Consider the following 18692-nt stretch of genomic DNA (forward strand, 5'->3'; position numbering starts at 1 on the left):
TCTCGTGTCCGAGCAGTCAGCGCCGGGACCCGGCGGGTCCGGGCGTCCCTCCGGCCGCCTGCTCGAGGTCGACGACCTGCGGGTGGAGTTCCGCACCCGGGACGGCGTCGCAAAGGTCATCAACGGGGTCACGTACCACGTCGACGCGGGGGAGACCCTCGCCGTGCTCGGCGAGTCCGGCTCCGGTAAGAGCGTCACCGCGCAGACCATCATGGGCATCCTCGACACGCCGCCCGGCTTCGTCACCGGTGGGCAGGTCCGCTTCCACGGCAAGGACATGCTCCGCATGTCCGACGAGGAGCGCCGCCGCATCCGCGGCGAGGGCATCGCGATGATCTTCCAGGACGCGCTCTCCGCGCTGAACCCCGTCTTCACCGTCGGGTTCCAGATCGCTGAGCAGTTCCGGGTCCGGCGGGGCATGAGCCGCGCGGAGGCCAAGAAGCGCGCGATCGACATGCTCGACCAGGTCAAGATCCCGAACGCCAAGGGCCGGTTCAACAACTACCCGCACCAGTTCTCTGGCGGTATGCGGCAGCGCGCGATGATCGCGATGTCGCTGGCGCTCGACCCCGAGGTGCTGATCGCGGACGAGCCGACCACCGCCCTCGACGTGACGGTGCAGGCCCAGATCATGGACCTGCTGGCCGAGCTTCAGCGCGAGCGGCAGATGGGCATGATCCTGATCACCCACGACCTCGGCGTGGTTGCCGACGTCGCGGACCGGATCGCTGTCATGTACGCGGGCCGGATCGTCGAGGAAGCCGACGTGTACGAGCTGTACGCCAAGCCGGCGCACCCGTACACGCTGGGTCTGATCGACTCGATCCCGCGCCTCGACGAGAAGGGGCAGCAGCTCCGGACGATCAAGGGCCTCCCGCCGAACCTGATGAACATCCCGCCGGGCTGCCCGTTCAACCCGCGGTGCCCGATGGCTCAGCCGGTGTGCCGGGAGAAGGTCCCGCCGCTGCTGCAGGTCGGCCCCGCTCGGGCCAGCGCCTGCCACTTCGCCGAGGAGCTGGTGAACCGTGTCTGAGAACATCCTCGAGGTCAATGACCTGGTCAAGCACTACCCCGTCACGCAGGGTGTGGTGTTCAAGAAGACCGTCGGCCAGGTCAAGGCGGTCGACGGGGTCTCGTTCGGACTGCGCGCCGGTGAGACGCTCGGTGTGGTCGGCGAGTCCGGCTGCGGTAAGTCGACGCTTGCCCGGGTGCTGATGAACCTGGAGAAGCCGACCGCCGGCAACGTGGTCTACAAGGGCCAGGACATCTCGAAGCTGTCCGGTGGGGCGCTGCGGCGTCTGCGCCGGCAGATCCAGCTGGTCATGCAGGACCCGTACACCTCGCTGAACCCGCGGATGACCGTCGGTGACCTGCTCGGCGAGCCGTTCGAGATCCACCCGGAGGTGGCGCCGAAGGGCAGCCGCCGGGCCAAGGTTCGCGAGCTTCTCGACCTGGTCGGGCTCAACCCCGAGCACATCAACAGGTACCCGCACCAGTTCTCCGGCGGTCAGCGTCAGCGCATCGGCATCGCCCGCGCGCTCGCGCTGCGGCCCGAGATCATCGTCTGCGACGAGCCGGTGTCGGCGCTGGACGTCTCCATCCAGGCCCAGGTCATGAACCTGCTGGAGCAGTTGCAGGGCGAGTTCGGCCTCTCGTACGTCTTCATCGCGCACGACCTGTCGGTGGTCCGCCACCTGTCGGACCGGGTCGCGGTGATGTACCTCGGCAAGATCGTCGAGATCGGCACCGAGGACGAGATCTACGAGCGACCGACCCACCCGTACACCCAGGCGCTGCTCTCCGCGGTGCCGGTGCCGGACCCGACGCAGCGGCACAACAAGACCATCATCCGGCTCACGGGTGACGTGCCGTCGCCGATCAGCCCGCCGTCGGGCTGCCGGTTCCGGACCCGCTGCTGGAAGGCGCAGGACGTCTGCGCCGAGCAGGTCCCGCTGCTGGAGATCCGACGGGACTCGGACCACCCGAGCGCCTGCCACTTCGCCGAGAAGCGCGAGATCGTCGCCAGCCACGAGGTGTGAGTCACCGAGACCGCCTGCCGCCGTCACCACGACGACGGCAGGCGGTTTCGTCTGTCAGTGACCCGGATCGGCAGCGCGGCGCCTGGCCGCCCACGCGGCGTCAGTGAGCAGACGGGCGGTGTGGCTCACCAGGGGGCCGTGGCCCGGTTCGACGCGGGCTGGGACGGCTCACAGCGGGCCGCGGCCCGCGCGGAGCAGCAGCAGGGCGAGCTGGGTGCCGTCGGCGCCGAGCGCGACCCGGAAACGCTCCAGGATCTCCCGTTCCCGGGAGAGCACCAGGCGGGTCCCTCCGGACGCCATCCGGGTCACCCCGACCTCCTGGGACAACGCGGCCCGCTCCTGCCAGAGCGTGATCAACTCGTGGTCGATCGCGTCGATCCGTTCCCTGATCTGCACGATCCGCGCCGAGGCGGACGGCTCCTGGGTGCCGGTCTGCTGCTCGGCCGGCTCGGCGTCCGCCCCGGCCGGTGGTGTGGCCACCGCCGGCTCAGTGCCCTGCACGGCGGGCTGCCCCGGTCGGATCGGGCTGCCGCTCTGCTCCATCACGTCTGTCATCATCGGGTACCTCTCGCACTGTGGTGCCCGGTGCCCGGAACCTGGGACGGAAAAAGCCCCGGACTCCAGGAGCCCGGGGCTTTAGCAGGTCTGAATCGATCAGGCGCGACCTACGGCAGCCGGACTCCCGGTGCCATAGTAAAAGTAGAAGCGCGCAGCGATCACGCCGTCGAGTATGCCCACGTCGTTGCCGGGTGCGCAAGCATTCCGCGTCGCGGAGGGCGCCTTTCGCCGGTGGGCGTGCCGGGTGGTGGTGCGTGCCGTCGGCACGAGCCGCTGAGCGCCAGAGGCGCAGTGTCCGGCCGGCGGCATAGACTTGTCGGGCGATGCATCCTCTCTTCGACATCCCCGCGTCCCCGCCTGCGCCGGAGTCCGCGCCGGCCCGCCCGCACCGACCCGGGGCTGCCGTCGCGCGCCTCGATCCGCAGCAGCTGCTCGCCGGGCTGAACGGGCCGCAGCGCGACGCCGTCAGCCATGCCGGCTCGCCGCTGCTGATCGTGGCCGGCGCCGGGTCCGGCAAGACCCGGGTGCTCACGCACCGGATCGCCTACCTCCTCGCCGCTCGGGACGTGCACCCCGGTGAGATCATCGCCATCACCTTCACCAACAAGGCCGCCGGCGAGATGAAGGAACGCGTCGCCGCGCTGGTGGGCCCCCGGGCCCGCCTGATGTGGGTGTCGACGTTCCACTCGGCCTGCGTGCGGATCCTGCGTGCGGAGCACGAGCACGCCGGCCTCAAGTCGACATTCTCGATCTACGACGCCGACGACTCCCGCCGGTTGATGCAGTTGGTCACCCGCGAGCTGGATCTCGACCCGAAGCGCTACCCGGCGCGGGGGTTGGCCGCCCAGGTCTCCAATCTCAAGAACGAGCTGGTCGACCCGGAGCAGTTCGCCGCACGGGCCACCGGCCCCAACGAGCGGGCGCTGGCCGAGGCGTACACGCTCTACCAGCGTCGGCTGCGTGAGGCGCACGCCCTGGACTTCGACGACCTGATCATGACAACGGTGCACCTGCTCCAGTCCCACCCGCACGTCGCGGAGAGCTACCGTCGGCGGTTCCGGCACGTGCTGGTGGACGAATATCAGGACACCAACCACGCCCAGTACATCCTGATCAAGGAGCTGGTGTCCGGCACCGAGGGGGTGGAGCCGGCCGAGCTGTGCGTGGTCGGCGACGCGGACCAGTCGATCTACGCGTTCCGGGGTGCGACGATCCGCAACATCCTGGAGTTCGAACGGGACTACACCGACGCGCGGACGATCCTGCTGGAGCAGAACTACCGCTCCACCCAGACCATCCTCAACGCGGCCAACGCGGTGATCGACCGCAACACCTCCCGCAAACCGAAGCGGCTGTGGAGCGAGGCCGGCGCCGGCGAGCAGATCGTCGGCTACGTGGCCGACACCGAGCACGCCGAGGCCGACTGGGTGGCCCGTGAGATCGACCGGCTGGTCGACGCCGACGAGACCCGCCCCGGCGACGTCGCGGTCTTCTATCGCACCAACGCGCAGTCCCGCGTCTTCGAGGAGGTGTTCATCCGGGTCGGCCTGCCCTACAAGGTGGTCGGCGGGGTGCGCTTCTACGAGCGCAAGGAGGTCCGCGACGCACTGGCGTACCTGCGTTCGGTGGTCAACGACGACGACACGGTGAGCCTGCGGCGGGTGCTCAACACTCCGCGCCGGGGGATCGGCGACCGCGCCGAGGCGTGTGTCGAGGCGCTCTCCAGTCGCGACCGGATCTCGTTCGGCGCGGCGCTGCGGCGGGCCCGGGAGGCGCCGGGCATCTCCAGCCGGGCTGCCAATGGCATCGCCGACTTCGTGGCGCTGCTCGACGGGGCCCGCGAGCTGTCCGAGACCGGCACCCCGGAAGAGGTGCTGGAGGCGCTGCTGACCCGCTCGGGCTACCTCACCGAGCTGGAGGAGAGCCTGGACCCGCAGGACGCCGGTCGGGTGGACAACCTCCAGGAGTTGGTCAGCGTCGCCCGCGAGTACACCGAGCGGATCGAGGCGTTGGGCGAGGAGGGCGAGCGGGCCACCTTGGCCGGTTTCCTGGAGCAGGTGGCGCTGGTCGCCGACGCCGACCAGATCCCGTCCGACGACCCCGACCACCAGGGCGTTGTCACCCTGATGACGCTGCACACCGCCAAGGGGCTGGAATTCCCGGTGGTCTTCCTGACCGGGCTGGAGGACGGCGTCTTCCCGCACCTGCGCTCGCTGGGCGACACCCGGGAGTTGGAGGAGGAGCGCCGCCTGGCGTACGTCGGCATCACCCGTGCCCGACAGCGGCTCTACATGTCCCGGGCGGTGACCCGCTCGGCCTGGGGGCAGCCGTCCTACAACCCGCCGTCGCGCTTCCTGGAGGAACTGCCGACCGAGTTGGTGCACTGGGAGCGCACCGAGGGGTCGTACACCTCGTGGGCTGGCGGGGGCGGCGGCGTCGGTGGCCGTGCGGACCGCGCGCCCGGCGTGCGTGGCAACTTCACGGGGGGTACGCCGAAGGCGGCGCAGTTGGCGCAGCGGCTCGGCGTGGACGCCAGCCGGCTGACCACCGCCAGCGAGCTGCCGCAGGGGCCGAAGGTGTCAGCGGGCGACCGGGTCAACCATCAGCGGTACGGGTTGGGGCGGGTGCTCGCCGTCGAGGGGCACGGCCCGGGTGCCCGCGCGCAGATCGACTTCGGCGACCAGACCATGTGGCTGGTGCTCCGGCACGCCCCGGTCGACAAGCTCTGACCCGGCGCGCCCGCACCATTGCACTGCGGCAGGAGGGAGGGGCCTCGGGCCCCTCCCTCCTGCTGTTGCGCCCGGGACCGCGCCGGGATGTCGCCTCAGCAGCCCAGGTCGACGCCGTGGGCCCGCATGAACGGGGCCGGGTCGATCTGGTTCCACATGCCCTGGTGCACCTCGAAGTGCAGGTGCGGGCCTGTGGCGTCGCCGGTGGCGCCCTCGTAGCCGATGAGCTGGCCGGCCTTCACCTTCTGGCCGACGGTGACAGCGATGCGGCTCTGGTGGGCGTAGTGCGTCAGGTAGCCGTTGCCGTGGTCGACGAAGACGGAGTTGCCGTACCCGTCGGAGGCGTCGCCGGCCTGGGTCACGGTGCCGGCGGCCGCCGCGTGGATCGGCGTGCCGGAGGGCATCGCCAGGTCGATACCGGCGTGCAGGGTTCCCCAGCGCTGCCCGTAGCAGGACGTGACGGCCGCGCCCGGCATCGGGTCGACCCAGGCGGGCGTGGGCTTGGTGGTCTTCTTCGGCTTCGGCTTGGCCTTCGCGGCGGCCGTCTTCGCGGGGGCCGGGCTGGCGCTGATCGCGGACGGGCTGGGCGTCGGGCTGAGCGAGGGGGCGGCCGGGGTGCTCGACTCACGAACCGAGCGGTCGGCCCGGCTCGCGGCGTCGGCCCGGGCCTGGGCGTCGAGGGAGACGGCGGCGGGTGCCGGCTGGTCGGTGCCGCTGGTGGCGACGGCGACACCGCCGAGGCCGAGGGCTACCAGGGCGGCGGCCCCGAGCACGATGAGGCGGTTCCGTCGGCCGGTGCGCCGCGGCGGCGGGGTCTCGCTGGTGTCGGGGGTGTTCTCGTTCTGGACGGGGCTGTCTTCCTGCACGGCGGACCTTCACAGTCGAGGGGCACTTGACCTCGAAATACTGGTGTCCGGCCGAGGTAGGGCAGGCGCGGGGACCGAACCCTCGGACAGAGAGCGGACGGTCGGGTGCCCGGATATGACCCGCTGTGAGGCGCTACATCCAGAAAAGTGATCATGTTGGCGCGTGTCGTCGGTCACATTCGGTGCTGTGACCCGGGATACATCCGCCGGGACCGCACAAAGCAAAACCGCCCGGATCAACAGATCCGGGCGGTCAACGGTCGTCACGCACCGTCAGCCGGCGGCTACGTCGCTGTAAATTGCCTCGACTTGCAGCTTGATGTCCACTCCGCGCTCCTGGAGGAACGGCACCGGGTCGATCGGCTGCCCCTTGACATGGATCTCCAGGTGCAGGTGGGTGCCGTACGCGTGGCCGGTCTGACCCACGAGGCCGAGTTGGTCGCCCGCCTTGATCTGCTGGCCTTCCTTGACGCTCACCGCGGAGGAGTGGCCGTAGATGGCCTCGCTGCCGTCGGCGTGCTGGACGATCACCGCGTTGCCGTACCCGCCGAACCAGCCGGCCTTGGTGACCAACCCGTCGTGGATCGCCACGTAGGGCGTGCCCTCGCCGGCGACCAGGTCCACGCCGGTGTGCATCTTGCCCCAGCGGACGCCGTACGGGGAGTTGAAGTCGTAGCCCTGCAGCGGCAGCAGCCAGACCTCGGGCTCGGCGTTGTCAGTGCTGCGGCTGTCCCGGGAGGCGCGGTCGGCGTTGTCCGCACGGGCCGCGGCGTCCTGGCTGGTGACCGACGCCTGCTTTAGCTCGTCGAGGACCGTCGGGCTGACGTCCTTGGCGTCCGGCAGGGCGCTCGCGCCGAGGGCCACGATGCCGGCACCGACGAACGCGGTGGTGACGACAGCGGCGTAACGGCTGCGGGGTGGGGTGGGTACGCGGCGGCGACCGCGATATCGATCGGGCTCAGACGACAGGCGCTGGCGCACGCACACCCTCCGTTGTCGGGGTTCCGAAGCGGCCGGTGGGCGTCCCCTGAAGCTCCAGTGAGACGTCCGCTGACCGCGTCGTCACCCGTCCATGGACCTGATGACAACCGTGGACACGTTAGCCAACCGCCAGGCGAGTCACAAGCTAGACCGAAAAATTGGCGTGTCGATCTGTCCGTTTGCGTCCATGATTGTCATGCATCGCGACGCCGAACGGTGCCCCCGTCGCTGCCCGTTCGTCGCCGAGCGTGACCGTTCCGGCGGAGTCGTCCGACTTGACTCCGGACGGCGCCGGGATGGCGTCCCCGGCCCTGCCAGCGGCGCGGTGGCGACGAGGCCGGGACGGCGCCAGGCCGGACCTCTCCGGGTTGCGCGGTCGACACGCCGGGTAACGGCCGGTAGCCGAGCCCGGATTTCCCGGGTCGGGCCCGCCGGGTTACCGTTCGTTAAGGTGAAGGCGGTCAAGCCGGTGAAAGGTGTGCGCTGATGAGCTCTCGGATTCGGGTCGTCGTCGCGAAGCCTGGCCTGGACGGCCACGACCGGGGCGCGAAGGTCGTCGCGCGCGCCCTGCGAGATGCCGGCATGGAGGTCGTCTACACCGGCCTGCACCAGACTCCCGAGCAGATCGTGGAGACCGCCATCCAGGAGGACGCCGACGCGGTCGGCCTGTCAGTGCTCTCCGGGGCGCACATGACGCTCTTTCGGCGGGTGCTGGAACTGCTCGGTGAGCGGGACGCCCGCGACATCGTCGTGTTCGGTGGCGGCATCATTCCGAACGGCGACATTCCCGAGCTGGAGAAGCTGGGCGTCGCGAAGATCTTCACGCCGGGCGCCACCACCCAGGCGATTGTCGAGTGGGTTCGACAGAACGTGGCCCAGCCGGTTTCCTGAGGCACGCCGATCCGCTGCGCCACCGATTTTGGGCACGGGGGAGGGGCCGGACGCACCCCTCACACGTCCGGCCCCTCTATGCACGATGCCCCGCCGCCACCCCTCGACCGACAGGGCATCGGCCGTATCCCGTCTTTGCGCTGTTCAGCGCTCCGACATCTGACTCAACGACGCCCCCACGACAGGGTTACGCAAGCCGGACAACATCGCCCGGACGGTGGATGCCGCCCGAGTCATGGCCGGAAACCGGCCACACCTGATGTCCGGTTGTGCATTACCGCACACCGTGCACCCGCTCGGTTGCCGGTGGTGCCGACCTCGCTAGGCTGCGGCCAATGGCCTGTTTCAACTGATGACAGGCGTCAAACTGTTTTCTGAACGCTGGTGGCGGCGCGACGGCGCGCCGCGGAGACGGGACGGGACGCGCAATCGTGGACCTGTACGAGTACCAGGGGCGGGACCTGTTCGAGCGGCACGGCTTGCCCGTGCTGGCCGGCGGCGTCGCCACTACCCCGGAAGAGGCCCGCGCGATCGCCGAACGTCTTGGCGGCCGTGTGGTCGTCAAGGCGCAGGTAAAGGTCGGCGGCCGAGGTAAGGCCGGCGGCGTCAAGCTGGCCGAGGGCCCGGATGAGGCGGTGGCCCGGGCCACCGACATCCTCGGCATGGACATCAAGGGTCACACCGTCCACAAGGTCATGATCACGGTGACCGCGGACGTGGCCGAGGAGTACTACTTCTCGTACCTGCTCGACCGGGCGAACCGCACCTTCCTCTGCATCGCCAGCGTCGCCGGTGGCATGGACATCGAGCAGGTCGCCGCCGATACCCCCGACAAGGTCGTGAAGGCCCCGATCGACGCCGTGAAGGGCGTGGACGAGGCCAAGGCCCGCGAGATCGTGACCGCTGCCGGCTTCCCGGCCGAGGTCGCCGACCAGGTGGTCGAGATCGCCGTCGGCCTGTGGCAGGCGTTCGTCGCCGAGGACGCCACTCTGGTCGAGGTCAACCCGCTCGCCAAGAACGGCGACGGCCGGATGCTGCTCCTCGACGCCAAGATCAGCCTGGACGAGAACGCCGGGTTCCGGCACCCGGACCACGAGGCGCTCGTCGACCAGGCCGCCGTGGACCCGCTGGAGCAGGCCGCCAAGGCCAAGGACCTCAACTACGTCAAGCTCGACGGCGAGGTCGGCATCATCGGCAACGGCGCGGGTCTGGTCATGTCGACCCTCGACGTGGTCGCGTACGCCGGTGAGCGGCACGGCAACGTCAAGCCGGCCAACTTCCTCGACATCGGCGGCGGCGCGAGCGCCGCGGTGATGGCGAACGGGCTGGAGATCGTGCTCTCCGACCCGGCCGTGAAGAGCGTCTTCGTCAACGTCTTCGGCGGCATCACCGCCTGCGACGAGGTCGCCAACGGCATCATCCAGGCGCTGGCCCTGCTCGAGCAGCGCGGCGAGCAGGTCACCAAGCCGCTCGTCGTCCGCCTCGACGGCAACAACGCCGAAGCTGGCCGGGCGATCCTGGACAGCGCGAACAACCCGCTCGTGCAGCGGGTGGACACCATGGACGGTGCGGCCGAGCGGGCCGCCGAGCTGGCAGCTGCGGGGGTCTGATCATGGCTATCTGGCTGACCAAGGACTCGAAGGTCATCGTCCAGGGGATGACCGGTTCCGAGGGTTCCAAGCACACCCGGCGGATGCTGGCCGCCGGCACCAACGTCGTCGGTGGCGTCAACCCGCGCAAGGCGGGCCAGACTGTCGACTTCGACGGCACCGAGCTGCCGGTCTTCGCGTCCGTCGCGGACGCGATGGCCGAGACCGGGGCCGACGTCACTGTCATCTTCGTGCCGCCGCAGTTCACCAAGGCCGCCGTGGTCGAGGCGATCGACGCCGCGATCCCGCTGGCCGTGGTGATCACCGAGGGCGTCCCGGTGCACGACACCGCGTCGTTCTGGGCGTACAACGTCTCGCAGGGCGAGCGGACCCGGATCATCGGGCCGAACTGCCCGGGCATCGCCTCGCCGGGCGCGTCCAACGCCGGCATCATCCCGGCCGACATCACCGGCTCCGGCCGGATCGGCCTGGTCAGCAAGAGCGGCACGCTGACCTACCAGATGATGTACGAGCTGCGCGACATCGGTTTCTCCACCTGCGTCGGCATCGGCGGTGACCCGATCATCGGGACCACCCACATCGACGCCCTCGCGGCGTTCGAGGCCGACCCGGAGACCGACGCCATCGTCATGATCGGTGAGATCGGTGGCGACGCCGAGGAGCGGGCCGCCGAGTTCATCAAGGCCAACGTCACCAAGCCGGTGGTCGGCTACATCGCCGGCTTCACCGCTCCGCCCGGCAAGACCATGGGTCACGCCGGGGCGATCATCTCCGGCTCCGCCGGCACCGCCGAGGCGAAGCAGGCGGCGCTGGAGGCCGTCGGCGTCAAGGTCGGCAAGACGCCGACCGAGACCGCGAAGCTGATGCGGGAGATCATGTCCGGCAGCTGAGCCGGTCAGGGCAACACGAAGGGGGTCGACCGCTTACGGTCGACCCCCTTCGGCGTACGCGTCAGTCGTTGTTCCAGAACGGGTAGTTGCCGGTCGAGCGCAGGATCGCCCCACCGATGATGTTGATCACGCCGAACGCGATGGCGAGGTAACCGAGCAGCGGCGACTGCCCGTACCGCCGGGCGTCGCGGATGGACAGGTAGCCGAAGACGATGCCGAAGACGCCGCAGCAGATCAGCCCCAGCACGATGCCCAGCACGCCCCAGAGGGTGGTGCGGTCGCGTCCTCGGGCCGGTGGTGGTGGGGGAGGCGGGTATGGCGTCGTCACAGCTTCCTCCGAGCGGTAGTGGGCGACGTGCCGGCTTGGACCGCGACCGGCGGGCCCGTCCCGGGTGGCGGCGACTCGCGCCCCCTCAGGGCCGAGGCTAGACCGGCCCGGGTGAGCAGGACGTCGGTTCGGTCAACTCGCCGACCTTAGGAGGGGTTAACGGACTGCCACGGCCCGCGCGACGTGCCAGAGTAGAGCGGATGTCCCCCGTCACCCCTGACCGTCCCAGCCGTCCCGGCGGTGTGAGCGCCGACGACCGGCCGGTCGACCGCGCCGCACCGGCCCGGCGGGTGCCCGCGCCTCGCGCGGGCGGGTCGCCGCGCGGGCGGGCACCGTTGCCCGTCGCCGCCGGGGTGGCCGCCTGCTGGGCCGCCCTCACCTCCTACCTGCCGGTCGCCATAGTGCTCGGCCTGGTGCAGCTCGGCGCGGACTCCACCACACTGACCGGCACCCTGCGCACCGCGCTGGCCGGCTGGCTGCTCGGGCACGGCGTGCCCCTGCACACCGAGACCGGGCCGCTCGGGCTCGCGCCGCTGGCGTTGACAGTGCTCGCACTCTGGCGGCTGACCCGCGCCGGCGTGCACGTCAGCCGGGCGATCGGTGCTCGCGACACCCGCTCACCGCGCCGGGCACTGCTCGCCGCGGTAGCGGTCGGTATCGCGTACGCGCTGCTCGGCGCGCTCGCGGCGGTGCTGGTCGGCACGGGTGGGCCGACTGTGTCGCTGATCCGGGCGGGCGCCACGTTCGCGGCGGTCGGCACACTCGCCGCGCTGGTCGGCGCGGTCCGGATCACCGCAGTGACCCGGCTGCTCGTCACCCGGCTTCCGGGGCCGGTGCGCGACGGCGTTCGCACCGGCCTGGTGGCCGGGCTGCTGCTGCTCGGCGCGGGCGCGGGCGCGGCCGGCCTTGCGGTGGCCACCGGCGGCGGCGACGCGGCCGACATGATCGGGGCGTACCGGACCGGGGTCGCCGGGCAGGCCGGCATCACCCTGGTCAGCGCCGCGTACGCACCCAACGCGGCGGTCTGGTCGACCAGTTACCTGCTCGGGCCGGGGTTCGCGGTCGGGACCGACACCGCGGTCCGTACCAGCGAGGTGTCGGTCGGCGCGCTGCCGGCCGTGCCGCTGCTCGCTGGCCTGCCGCGTGGCCCGGTGGACGGCTTGGGCGCCCTGCTGCTCGCGGTGCCAGTGCTGGCCGGGATGGTCGCCGGTTGGCTGCTCGCCCGGCGGGTGGCTCGACTCGCCGTCCCGGAGCGGGCCGCGCAGCGCTGGGCCGAGTTGCTGGCGCCGGCGGTGCTGGCCGGGCCGGTGGCCGGCGTGGTGCTCGGCGCGGCCGCGGCGATTTCCGGCGGGCCGCTCGGCGCCGGTCGGCTGTCCCAGGTCGGGCCTGTGGGTTGGCAGGTCGGGGCGGTGGCGGCCGGTGTCATAGCGGTCGGCGCGCTGCTCGGTGCCGCCGCCACCCGGGCGCTGACCCGCGGGCCCACGCAGTAGCGCCGCCGCCACCCGGGCGCTGACCTGCCGACCCGTGCCGTAGACGAGCGCGGGGCGCCCCGGGCGAACCCGGAGCGCCCCGCCGAATCCGCGCCCGTCAGGGCTGGGTGGGCAGGTTGACCTGCGCCACGACGCTCAGGATGAGCAGCAGGATGCCCAGCCCGACGCCAACCGCGCCGCAGATCAGACCGGCCTTGGCCTGGCCGGCGTTGTTGGCCTGGCCCTGGGCCACCTTCTGCTTGGCGAGGTAGCCGGTCACGATGCCCGCGATGCCGACCGGGATGCCCAGGTACAGGCAGCAGATCAGCGGGATCGACGCGATACCGAGGATCATCGACACCAGGCCGAGGGTGTTGTTCTGCCCCTGTGCCTGCGGGTACCCGGCGTTCGGGTAGGTCGGGCCGGCACCGTACGGGGGCTGCTGCTGCGCGTACGGGTCCTGGTACGGCGGCTGCTGACCGTACGGCTGCCCCGAGGTGGGCTGCTGGCCGTACGGGGCCTGCGGCGCGGCGTACGGGTCCTGCGGCTGCTGGCCGTACGGCTGGCCGGAGGTGGGCTGCTGGCCGTACGGGGCGGCCGGCGGCTGCGGAGCGGTCGGGTCCTGGTTGGGCTGCTGGCCGTACGGGTCCTGACCGGGGTTACCGGGCTGCATTCGAGAAGCTCCTTGGACTGGTTCCGTCAGTTGGTGCTCTTTATTTCCATCCATGATCGCGGTCAGTCCTCCCAAAGCCCAGTACAGCAACAGGACGACATGTCTCCCAAAGCAGGCAAACTTGCCCTTGTCGACCGCTTCGTGTGCCGGATCAGGGGCGGTGTGTGGGCCGGCGCGGCGTTCGGCCCGAGCGAGCGGCAGCGTACCGGGTCGACGCACGTCGGCACCGTCGAAGATCGGCGCACCGCCCAGTCGAAGGGCGTCCCTGACCTGCCCGATAGGGTGGCCCGGTGACCGAGCCCGCGCCTGTCGCCCGCATCGTCGTCCTCATCTCCGGCTCCGGGAGCAACCTTCAGTCGCTGCTGGATGCCGCCGCCGACCCCGCGTACGGCGCACAGGTCGTCGCGGTCGGCGCGGACCGCGACGGCATCGCGGGCCTGGACCGGGCCGACGCGGCGGGGGTGCCGACCTTCGTCGAACGGGTCCGCGACCACGACACCCGGGAGGACTGGGACCGCGCGCTCACCGCGCACGTCGCGAAGCACCAACCCGACCTGGTCATCTCCGCCGGTTTCCTCAAGCTGGTCGGCCCGCACTTCCTCGCCGCCTTCGGCGACCGCTACCTGAACACCCACAACACGCTGCTGCCGGCGTTTCCCGGCATCCACGGCCCGCGTGACGCCCTCGCCTACGGCGTGAAGCTCACCGGAGCCACCCTCTTCTTCGTCGACGCCGGCATGGACACCGGGCCGATCGTCGCGCAGGTAGCGGTGCCGGTGCTTGACGACGACGACGTCGACACGCTCACCGAGCGCATCAAGGAAGCCGAGCGACGCCAGCTCGTCGAGCAGGTCGGTCGGCTGGTCCGCGAAGGCTGGACCATCACCGGAAGGAAGGTCACGGTTCCGTGAGTCCCACTCAGGACGGGCGCCGCCCGATCAGGCGGGCGCTGGTCAGCGTCTACGACAAGACCGGGCTGGTCGAGCTGGCTCAGGCCCTGCACGCGGCCGGTGTGGAGATCGTGTCCACCGGCAGCACGGCGGGCACCATCGCCGCCGCCGGGGTGCCGGTGACGCCGGTGGAGACGGTGACCGGGTTCCCCGAGGTGCTCGACGGCCGGGTCAAGACCCTGCACCCGAAGGTGCACGCGGGTCTCCTCGCGGACCTGCGCAAGGACACGCACGTGGCACAGCTCGACGAGCTGGGCGTGGCGGCGTTCGACCTGCTGGTCTCCAACCTCTACCCGTTCCAGGCGACCGTCGCCTCCGGCGCCGGCGTCGAGGAGTGCGTGGAGCAGATCGACATCGGTGGCCCGGCCATGGTGCGGGCCGCCGCCAAGAACCACGCCTCGGTTGCCGTGCTCACCGACCCGGCCGGCTACCCGGCGCTGATCGGTGCGCTCAGCGAGGGTGGCTTCACGATGGCCCAGCGTCGCGCGCTGGCCGCCCGGGCGTTCGCCGACATCGCCGAGTACGACGTCGCGGTGGCCCAGTGGTGCGCCCAGGAGCTGGCACCCGCCGACGACTCGTGGCCGCAGTTCGCGGGGTTGGCGCTGCGCAAGTCGACAGCGCTGCGCTACGGCGAGAACCCGCACCAGCCCGCCGCTCTCTACACCGACCCCGACGCCCCGGCCGGGCTGGCCCAGGCCGAGCAGCTGCACGGCAAGGAGATGTCGTACAACAACTACGTCGACGCCGACGCCGCCTGGCGGGCCGCCAACGACTTCGCCGACCAGCCGGCGGTGGCGATCATCAAGCACGCCAACCCGTGCGGCATCGCGGTCGGCGCGGACGTCGCCGAGGCCCACCGCAGGGCGCACGCCTGCGACCCGGTGTCGGCGTACGGCGGTGTCATCGCTGTCAACCGGTCGGTCTCGGTCGAGCTGGCCCGGCAGGTCGCCGAGATCTTCACCGAGGTGGTGGTCGCCCCCGGCTTCGACGAGGGCGCGGTCGAGGTGTTGCAGGGCAAGAAGAACATCCGGCTGCTGCGGGCACCGGCCTGGAAGCCGGCGCTGGTGGAGTTGCGGCAGGTGACCGGTGGCGTGTTGGCCCAGGTCGCCGACCGGGTCAACGCCCCCGGCGACGACCCGGCCAACTGGCAGTTGGCGACCGGCGAGGCCGCCGACGAGGAGCTGCTGCGGGACCTCGCGTTCGCCTGGCGGGCGGTCCGCGCCGTGAAGAGCAACGCGATCCTGCTCGCCAAGGACGGCGCCACCGTCGGCGTGGGCATGGGTCAGGTCAACCGGGTCGACTCGGCGCAGCTCGCGGTCAGCCGCGCCGGCGCCGACCGGGTCCGCGGCTCGGTCGCCGCCTCGGACGCGTTCTTCCCGTTCGCCGACGGCCCGCAGATCCTCATCGACGCCGGCGTCCGCGCCATCGTGCAGCCCGGCGGCTCCATCCGCGACGAAGAGGTCATCGAAGCGGCCAAGAAGGCCAACGTAACGATGTACCTAACCGGTACCCGCCACTTCTTCCACTAACCCCCGGGGGCCAGACCCCGTCGATCATGAAGTTATTGCCCTGCACGTCGGCGTGTCAGGGCAATAACTTCATGATCAACCGCAGGGGCTGGGTCGGTTAGGCCGGGGTGGTGGGGCGGAGTTCGGCGAAGTGGCAGGCGGACGGGTGGGGGTCCGCTGCCCGGGGAACGGTCGCCGGGTCCTCGGTGGCGCAGATGTCCTGGGCCTTCCAGCAGCGGGTCCGGAAATGGCACCCGCTCGGCGGGTCGGCCGGGCTCGGCACGTCGCCGACCAGCCGGATCATGTTGCGCTGGTCGCGGGCCTCGGGGTCCGGCACCGGCACGGCAGAGAGCAGAGCCTGGGTGTACGGGTGGGTGGCCCGCTCGTAGATCTCGTCCTCGGTGCCGATCTCGACGATCCGGCCGAGGTACATCACCGCGACGCGGTCGGCGATGTGCCGCACCACCGACAGGTCGTGCGCGATGAAGATGTACGACAGCCCCAGCTCGCCCTGTAGCTGCTTGAGCAGGTTGATCACCTGGGCCTGGATGGAGACGTCGAGCGCCGACACCGGCTCGTCGCAGACGATCACCTCGGGCTTCAGCGCGAGGGCGCGGGCGATGCCGATGCGCTGACGCTGACCGCCGGAGAACTGGTGCGGGTACCTGTTGATGTGCTCCGGGTTGAGCCCGACCAGGTCCAACAGCTCCTGGACCCGCTTGGCCTTGCTGCCCTTCGGCGCGGCGTCCGGGTGGATCTCGAACGGCTCGCCGATGATGTCGCCGACGGTCATCCGCGGGTTCAGCGACGTGTACGGGTCCTGCATCACCATCTGCATGTTGCGGCGCAGCCGGCGCAGCTCACCCCCGGAAGCCTTGAACAGGTCCTTGCCCTCAAGGGTCGCGCGTCCGGAGGTGGGCGTCTCCAACCGCATCAGCAACCGGGCGAGGGTGGACTTGCCGCAGCCGGACTCGCCGACCACGCCGAGCGTCTCGCCCCGGCGCAGCTCGAAGCTCACCCCGTCGACGGCCTTGACCGCCCCGATCTGCCGCTGGAAGAGCACGCCCTGAGTGATCGGGAAGTGCTTCACCAGGTTGTCGACGGAGAGGATGGTCTCGCCGCGGACCTTTGTGGGGTTAGCGGGCGACGCTGTCATCACGGACCTCCTGCGCGAAGTGGCAAGCGCTGGTCCGGCCATCGCCGAGGACCAGGTCGTGCGGCACCTCGTCCACGCAGACCTGCTGGACGTACGGGCACCGTGGGTGGAACGGGCAGCCGGACGGGATGCGCATCAGGTTCGGCGGCAACCCCTTGATCGTCGACAGTTCCTGGCCGCGAACGTCCAGGCGCGGGATCGACTCCAACAACCCCTTGGTGTACGGGTGGGCGGGCGCCTTGTAGAGCGAGCGGACGTCGGCGTGCTCGACGATCCGGCCGGCGTACATGACAGCGATCCGGTCCGCGACACCGGCGACCACACCCAGGTCGTGGGTGATCAGGATCATCGCCATGTTGAGTTCCCGGCGCAGGTCGGCCAGCAGGTCCATGATCTGGGCCTGCACTGTCACGTCGAGGGCCGTGGTGGGCTCGTCCGCGATCAGGACCTTCGGGTCCAGTGCCAACGCCATGGCGATCATGACGCGCTGTCGCATGCCGCCGGAGAACTGGTGTGGGTAGTCGCCGATCCGCTTGGCGGCACCCGGGATCTTGACCAGATCCATCAGTTCGACGGCACGACGTCGAGCGTCGGCCCGGGACATGCCGGCGCGCTGGCGAAGCGTCTCACCGATCTGCCAGCCGACCGGGAAGACCGGGTTGAGGGCGGAGAGCGCGTCCTGGAAGATCATCGCGATCTCCTTGCCGCGTACCTGCCGGCGCTGCTCCTCGGAGCGGGTCAGCAGGTCCTCACCCTGGTAGAGGATCTGGCCGGAGCGGACGAACGCGGGCGGGGTGTCCAGGATGCCCATGATCGCCTGGGCGGTGACCGACTTACCTGAGCCGGATTCGCCGAGCACGGCAAGGGTCTCGCCGGCGTCCAGGTGGTACGACACACCGTTGATCACCCGGGCGACGCCCTCGTTGGTGCGGAACTCGACGTGCAGGTCCCGCAACTCCAGCAGGTGACCGCCCTCGGGTGTGGCAGAGGCGGGAGTTGGATTGACAGTCATAACTGTGCTTGCCTTTCGCTCGCGACTGCGGGGCTCGCTCCGCTCACTCCTCGCGCTCGCACGGATGTTCTCACCGCAGCTTCGGGTCGAAGGCGTCACGGATCGCGTCGCCGAGCATGATGAACGCCAGCACGGTCAGCGCCAGGAAGGCCGACGGGACGATCAACGGGGTGGCCGCCTCCCGCATGTGGATCCGGCCGGTGTCGATGTCCTGCCCCCACGAGATGGTGGGCGCCTTCAGGCCGATGCCGAGGAAGGAGAGCGTCGCCTCGGCCGCGATGAACGAGCCGAGCGCGATGGTCAGTACGACGATGGCCGGGGCCAGCGAGTTCGGCAGGATGTGCCGCCACATGATCCGGCTGTTGCCGGCGCCGAGCATCCGGGCCGCCGCGACGTAGTCCTGCTCCTTCGCGGTGATCACCGAGGACCGGACCACGCGGGCGGCGGTGGTCCAGCCGAGGAGAGCCAGAACGAAGACGACAGCGCCGATCCGGGCCCACTGGCTGTCACTGGACACGCGCTTGAGCAGCACGATCGCGGCCAGCAGCAGCGGGATGCCGAGCACCACGTCGATCACCCGGGAGAGCACAGCGTCGACCCAGCGGCCGAAGTAACCGGCCAACATGCCGATCACCAGCGCGATGATTCCCGTGCCCAACGCGGCGAGCGCACCGACCAGCAGCGAGGCCCGGGTGCCGTAGACCGCCCGGGAGTACGTGTCGCAGCCCTGGAAGTCGTACCCGAAGATGGCCCCGCCCGACGGCCCGGCGTGCTGCCGGGAGAGCAGGCAGTCGTTCGGGTTGTTGGCAGTGAAGACCCCGGGGAGCAGCGCCATCAGGGTGAAGATGACGACCAGCGCCAGCGAGATCCAGAAGATCGGGTTGCGGCGCAGGTCCCGCCAGGCGTCACCGGCCAGGCTGCGGGGCTTGTTCGCGGCGCCGACCTGGTTGGGCGTGCCCGGCTCCCCCGAGGGGCCACGTCGCGCGGCCTGGTTCTCGGTGGCCGCCACAGTTTCAAAGTCACTCATGCCGC

At 70.6% G+C, this 18692-nt stretch carries 18 protein-coding genes; 10 read left to right on the forward strand and 8 right to left on the reverse strand.

Annotated elements, in window-relative coordinates; genetic code table 11:
* The first annotated feature begins 4 nt into the window (after positions 1-4).
* Both OG992_RS25125 and OG992_RS25130 read left to right on the forward strand, forming a co-directional pair.
* Entirely contained in the window at positions 5-1033 is a 1029-nt protein-coding gene (locus OG992_RS25125) for an ABC transporter ATP-binding protein (protein ID WP_238687860.1), read from the forward strand.
* Positions 1026-2039: an ABC transporter ATP-binding protein gene (locus tag OG992_RS25130; protein ID WP_210783364.1), complete on the forward strand. Its 1014-nt coding sequence runs from the start codon at positions 1026-1028 to the stop codon at positions 2037-2039. Before OG992_RS25125 ends, OG992_RS25130 begins: the two co-directional genes overlap by 8 nt.
* Positions 2040-2207: 168 nt before the next feature.
* On the opposite strand, the gene OG992_RS25135 is transcribed toward OG992_RS25130, so the two are convergent.
* On the reverse strand, positions 2208-2597 hold the full coding sequence (locus tag OG992_RS25135) for a chorismate mutase (RefSeq protein ID WP_266304442.1): 390 nt from the start codon (positions 2595-2597) through the stop codon (positions 2208-2210).
* A 323-nt stretch (positions 2598-2920) separates the two neighbouring features.
* Here OG992_RS25135 and pcrA point away from each other — a divergent pair, with 323 nt between their 5' ends.
* The gene (pcrA, locus tag OG992_RS25140; RefSeq protein ID WP_266304443.1) at positions 2921-5326 is read left to right on the forward strand and encodes a DNA helicase PcrA; all 2406 of its coding nucleotides are present in this window, start codon (positions 2921-2923) and stop codon (positions 5324-5326) included.
* A gap of 95 nt (positions 5327-5421) precedes the next feature.
* Here pcrA and OG992_RS25145 read toward each other — a convergent pair whose 3' ends face one another.
* Positions 5422-6192, reverse strand: coding sequence for a M23 family metallopeptidase (locus tag OG992_RS25145; protein WP_238687758.1), 771 nt, complete (start codon positions 6190-6192; stop codon positions 5422-5424).
* Positions 6193-6465: 273 nt separating this feature from the next.
* Positions 6466-7173, reverse strand: coding sequence for a M23 family metallopeptidase (locus OG992_RS25150; RefSeq protein WP_238687757.1), 708 nt, complete (start codon positions 7171-7173; stop codon positions 6466-6468).
* 486 nt (positions 7174-7659) lie between these two features.
* Between OG992_RS25150 and OG992_RS25155 the strand changes: the two genes are divergently transcribed.
* The 3 genes from OG992_RS25155 to sucD all read left to right on the forward strand — a co-directional run bounded on the left by OG992_RS25155 (position 7660) and on the right by sucD (position 10564).
* A complete protein-coding gene (locus tag OG992_RS25155; protein ID WP_030491849.1) occupies positions 7660-8064 on the forward strand; it encodes a cobalamin B12-binding domain-containing protein in 405 nt (134 codons plus the stop codon).
* A gap of 431 nt (positions 8065-8495) precedes the next feature.
* Complete coding sequence (gene sucC / locus OG992_RS25160; RefSeq protein WP_238687756.1) at positions 8496-9674, forward strand: ADP-forming succinate--CoA ligase subunit beta; 1179 nt, start codon at positions 8496-8498, stop codon at positions 9672-9674.
* 2 nt (positions 9675-9676) lie between these two features.
* Positions 9677-10564: a succinate--CoA ligase subunit alpha gene (gene sucD / locus OG992_RS25165; RefSeq protein ID WP_238687755.1), complete on the forward strand. Its 888-nt coding sequence runs from the start codon at positions 9677-9679 to the stop codon at positions 10562-10564.
* 61 nt (positions 10565-10625) lie between these two features.
* Here sucD and OG992_RS25170 read toward each other — a convergent pair whose 3' ends face one another.
* Positions 10626-10892 (reverse strand): DUF4190 domain-containing protein, encoded by a 267-nt coding sequence (locus OG992_RS25170; RefSeq protein WP_266304444.1) that lies wholly within the window; start codon positions 10890-10892, stop codon positions 10626-10628.
* 200 nt (positions 10893-11092) lie between these two features.
* On the opposite strand from OG992_RS25170, the gene OG992_RS25175 reads away from it, so the two are divergent.
* Positions 11093-12382 (forward strand): DUF6350 family protein, encoded by a 1290-nt coding sequence (locus tag OG992_RS25175; protein WP_238687753.1) that lies wholly within the window; start codon positions 11093-11095, stop codon positions 12380-12382.
* Between the two features lie 97 nt (positions 12383-12479).
* On the opposite strand, the gene OG992_RS25180 is transcribed toward OG992_RS25175, so the two are convergent.
* A complete protein-coding gene (locus tag OG992_RS25180; RefSeq protein WP_210783383.1) occupies positions 12480-13034 on the reverse strand; it encodes a DUF4190 domain-containing protein in 555 nt (184 codons plus the stop codon).
* Between the two features lie 12 nt (positions 13035-13046).
* On the opposite strand from OG992_RS25180, the gene OG992_RS25185 reads away from it, so the two are divergent.
* From OG992_RS25185 to purH, 3 genes are read left to right on the forward strand one after another with little or no spacing between them, the layout of a single operon-like run.
* Positions 13047-13328 carry a hypothetical protein gene (locus OG992_RS25185; protein ID WP_238687751.1) on the forward strand — a complete coding sequence of 94 codons (282 nt, stop codon included), beginning with the start codon at positions 13047-13049 and terminating at the stop codon, positions 13326-13328.
* Positions 13325-13945, forward strand: a complete 621-nt coding sequence (gene purN / locus OG992_RS25190; RefSeq protein WP_091406347.1) for a phosphoribosylglycinamide formyltransferase — start codon at positions 13325-13327, stop codon at positions 13943-13945. The genes OG992_RS25185 and purN overlap by 4 nt, the downstream gene beginning before the upstream one ends.
* Complete coding sequence (gene purH / locus OG992_RS25195) at positions 13942-15513, forward strand: bifunctional phosphoribosylaminoimidazolecarboxamide formyltransferase/IMP cyclohydrolase (RefSeq protein ID WP_238687750.1); 1572 nt, start codon at positions 13942-13944, stop codon at positions 15511-15513. The genes purN and purH overlap by 4 nt, the downstream gene beginning before the upstream one ends.
* Before the next feature lie 97 nt (positions 15514-15610).
* Here purH and OG992_RS25200 read toward each other — a convergent pair whose 3' ends face one another.
* From OG992_RS25200 to OG992_RS25210, 3 genes are all read right to left on the reverse strand, one after another.
* A complete protein-coding gene (locus OG992_RS25200) occupies positions 15611-16648 on the reverse strand; it encodes an ABC transporter ATP-binding protein (RefSeq protein WP_238687749.1) in 1038 nt (345 codons plus the stop codon).
* Positions 16629-17660, reverse strand: a complete 1032-nt coding sequence (locus tag OG992_RS25205; protein ID WP_112583768.1) for an ABC transporter ATP-binding protein — start codon at positions 17658-17660, stop codon at positions 16629-16631. Before OG992_RS25205 ends, OG992_RS25200 begins: the two co-directional genes overlap by 20 nt.
* Before the next feature lie 70 nt (positions 17661-17730).
* Positions 17731-18687: an ABC transporter permease gene (locus OG992_RS25210; RefSeq protein WP_124778295.1), complete on the reverse strand. Its 957-nt coding sequence runs from the start codon at positions 18685-18687 to the stop codon at positions 17731-17733.
* Positions 18688-18692 lie beyond the last annotated feature (5 nt).

The organism is Micromonospora sp. NBC_00362 (genome assembly GCF_026342155.1).
Taxonomy (GTDB): domain Bacteria; phylum Actinomycetota; class Actinomycetes; order Mycobacteriales; family Micromonosporaceae; genus Micromonospora; species Micromonospora hortensis.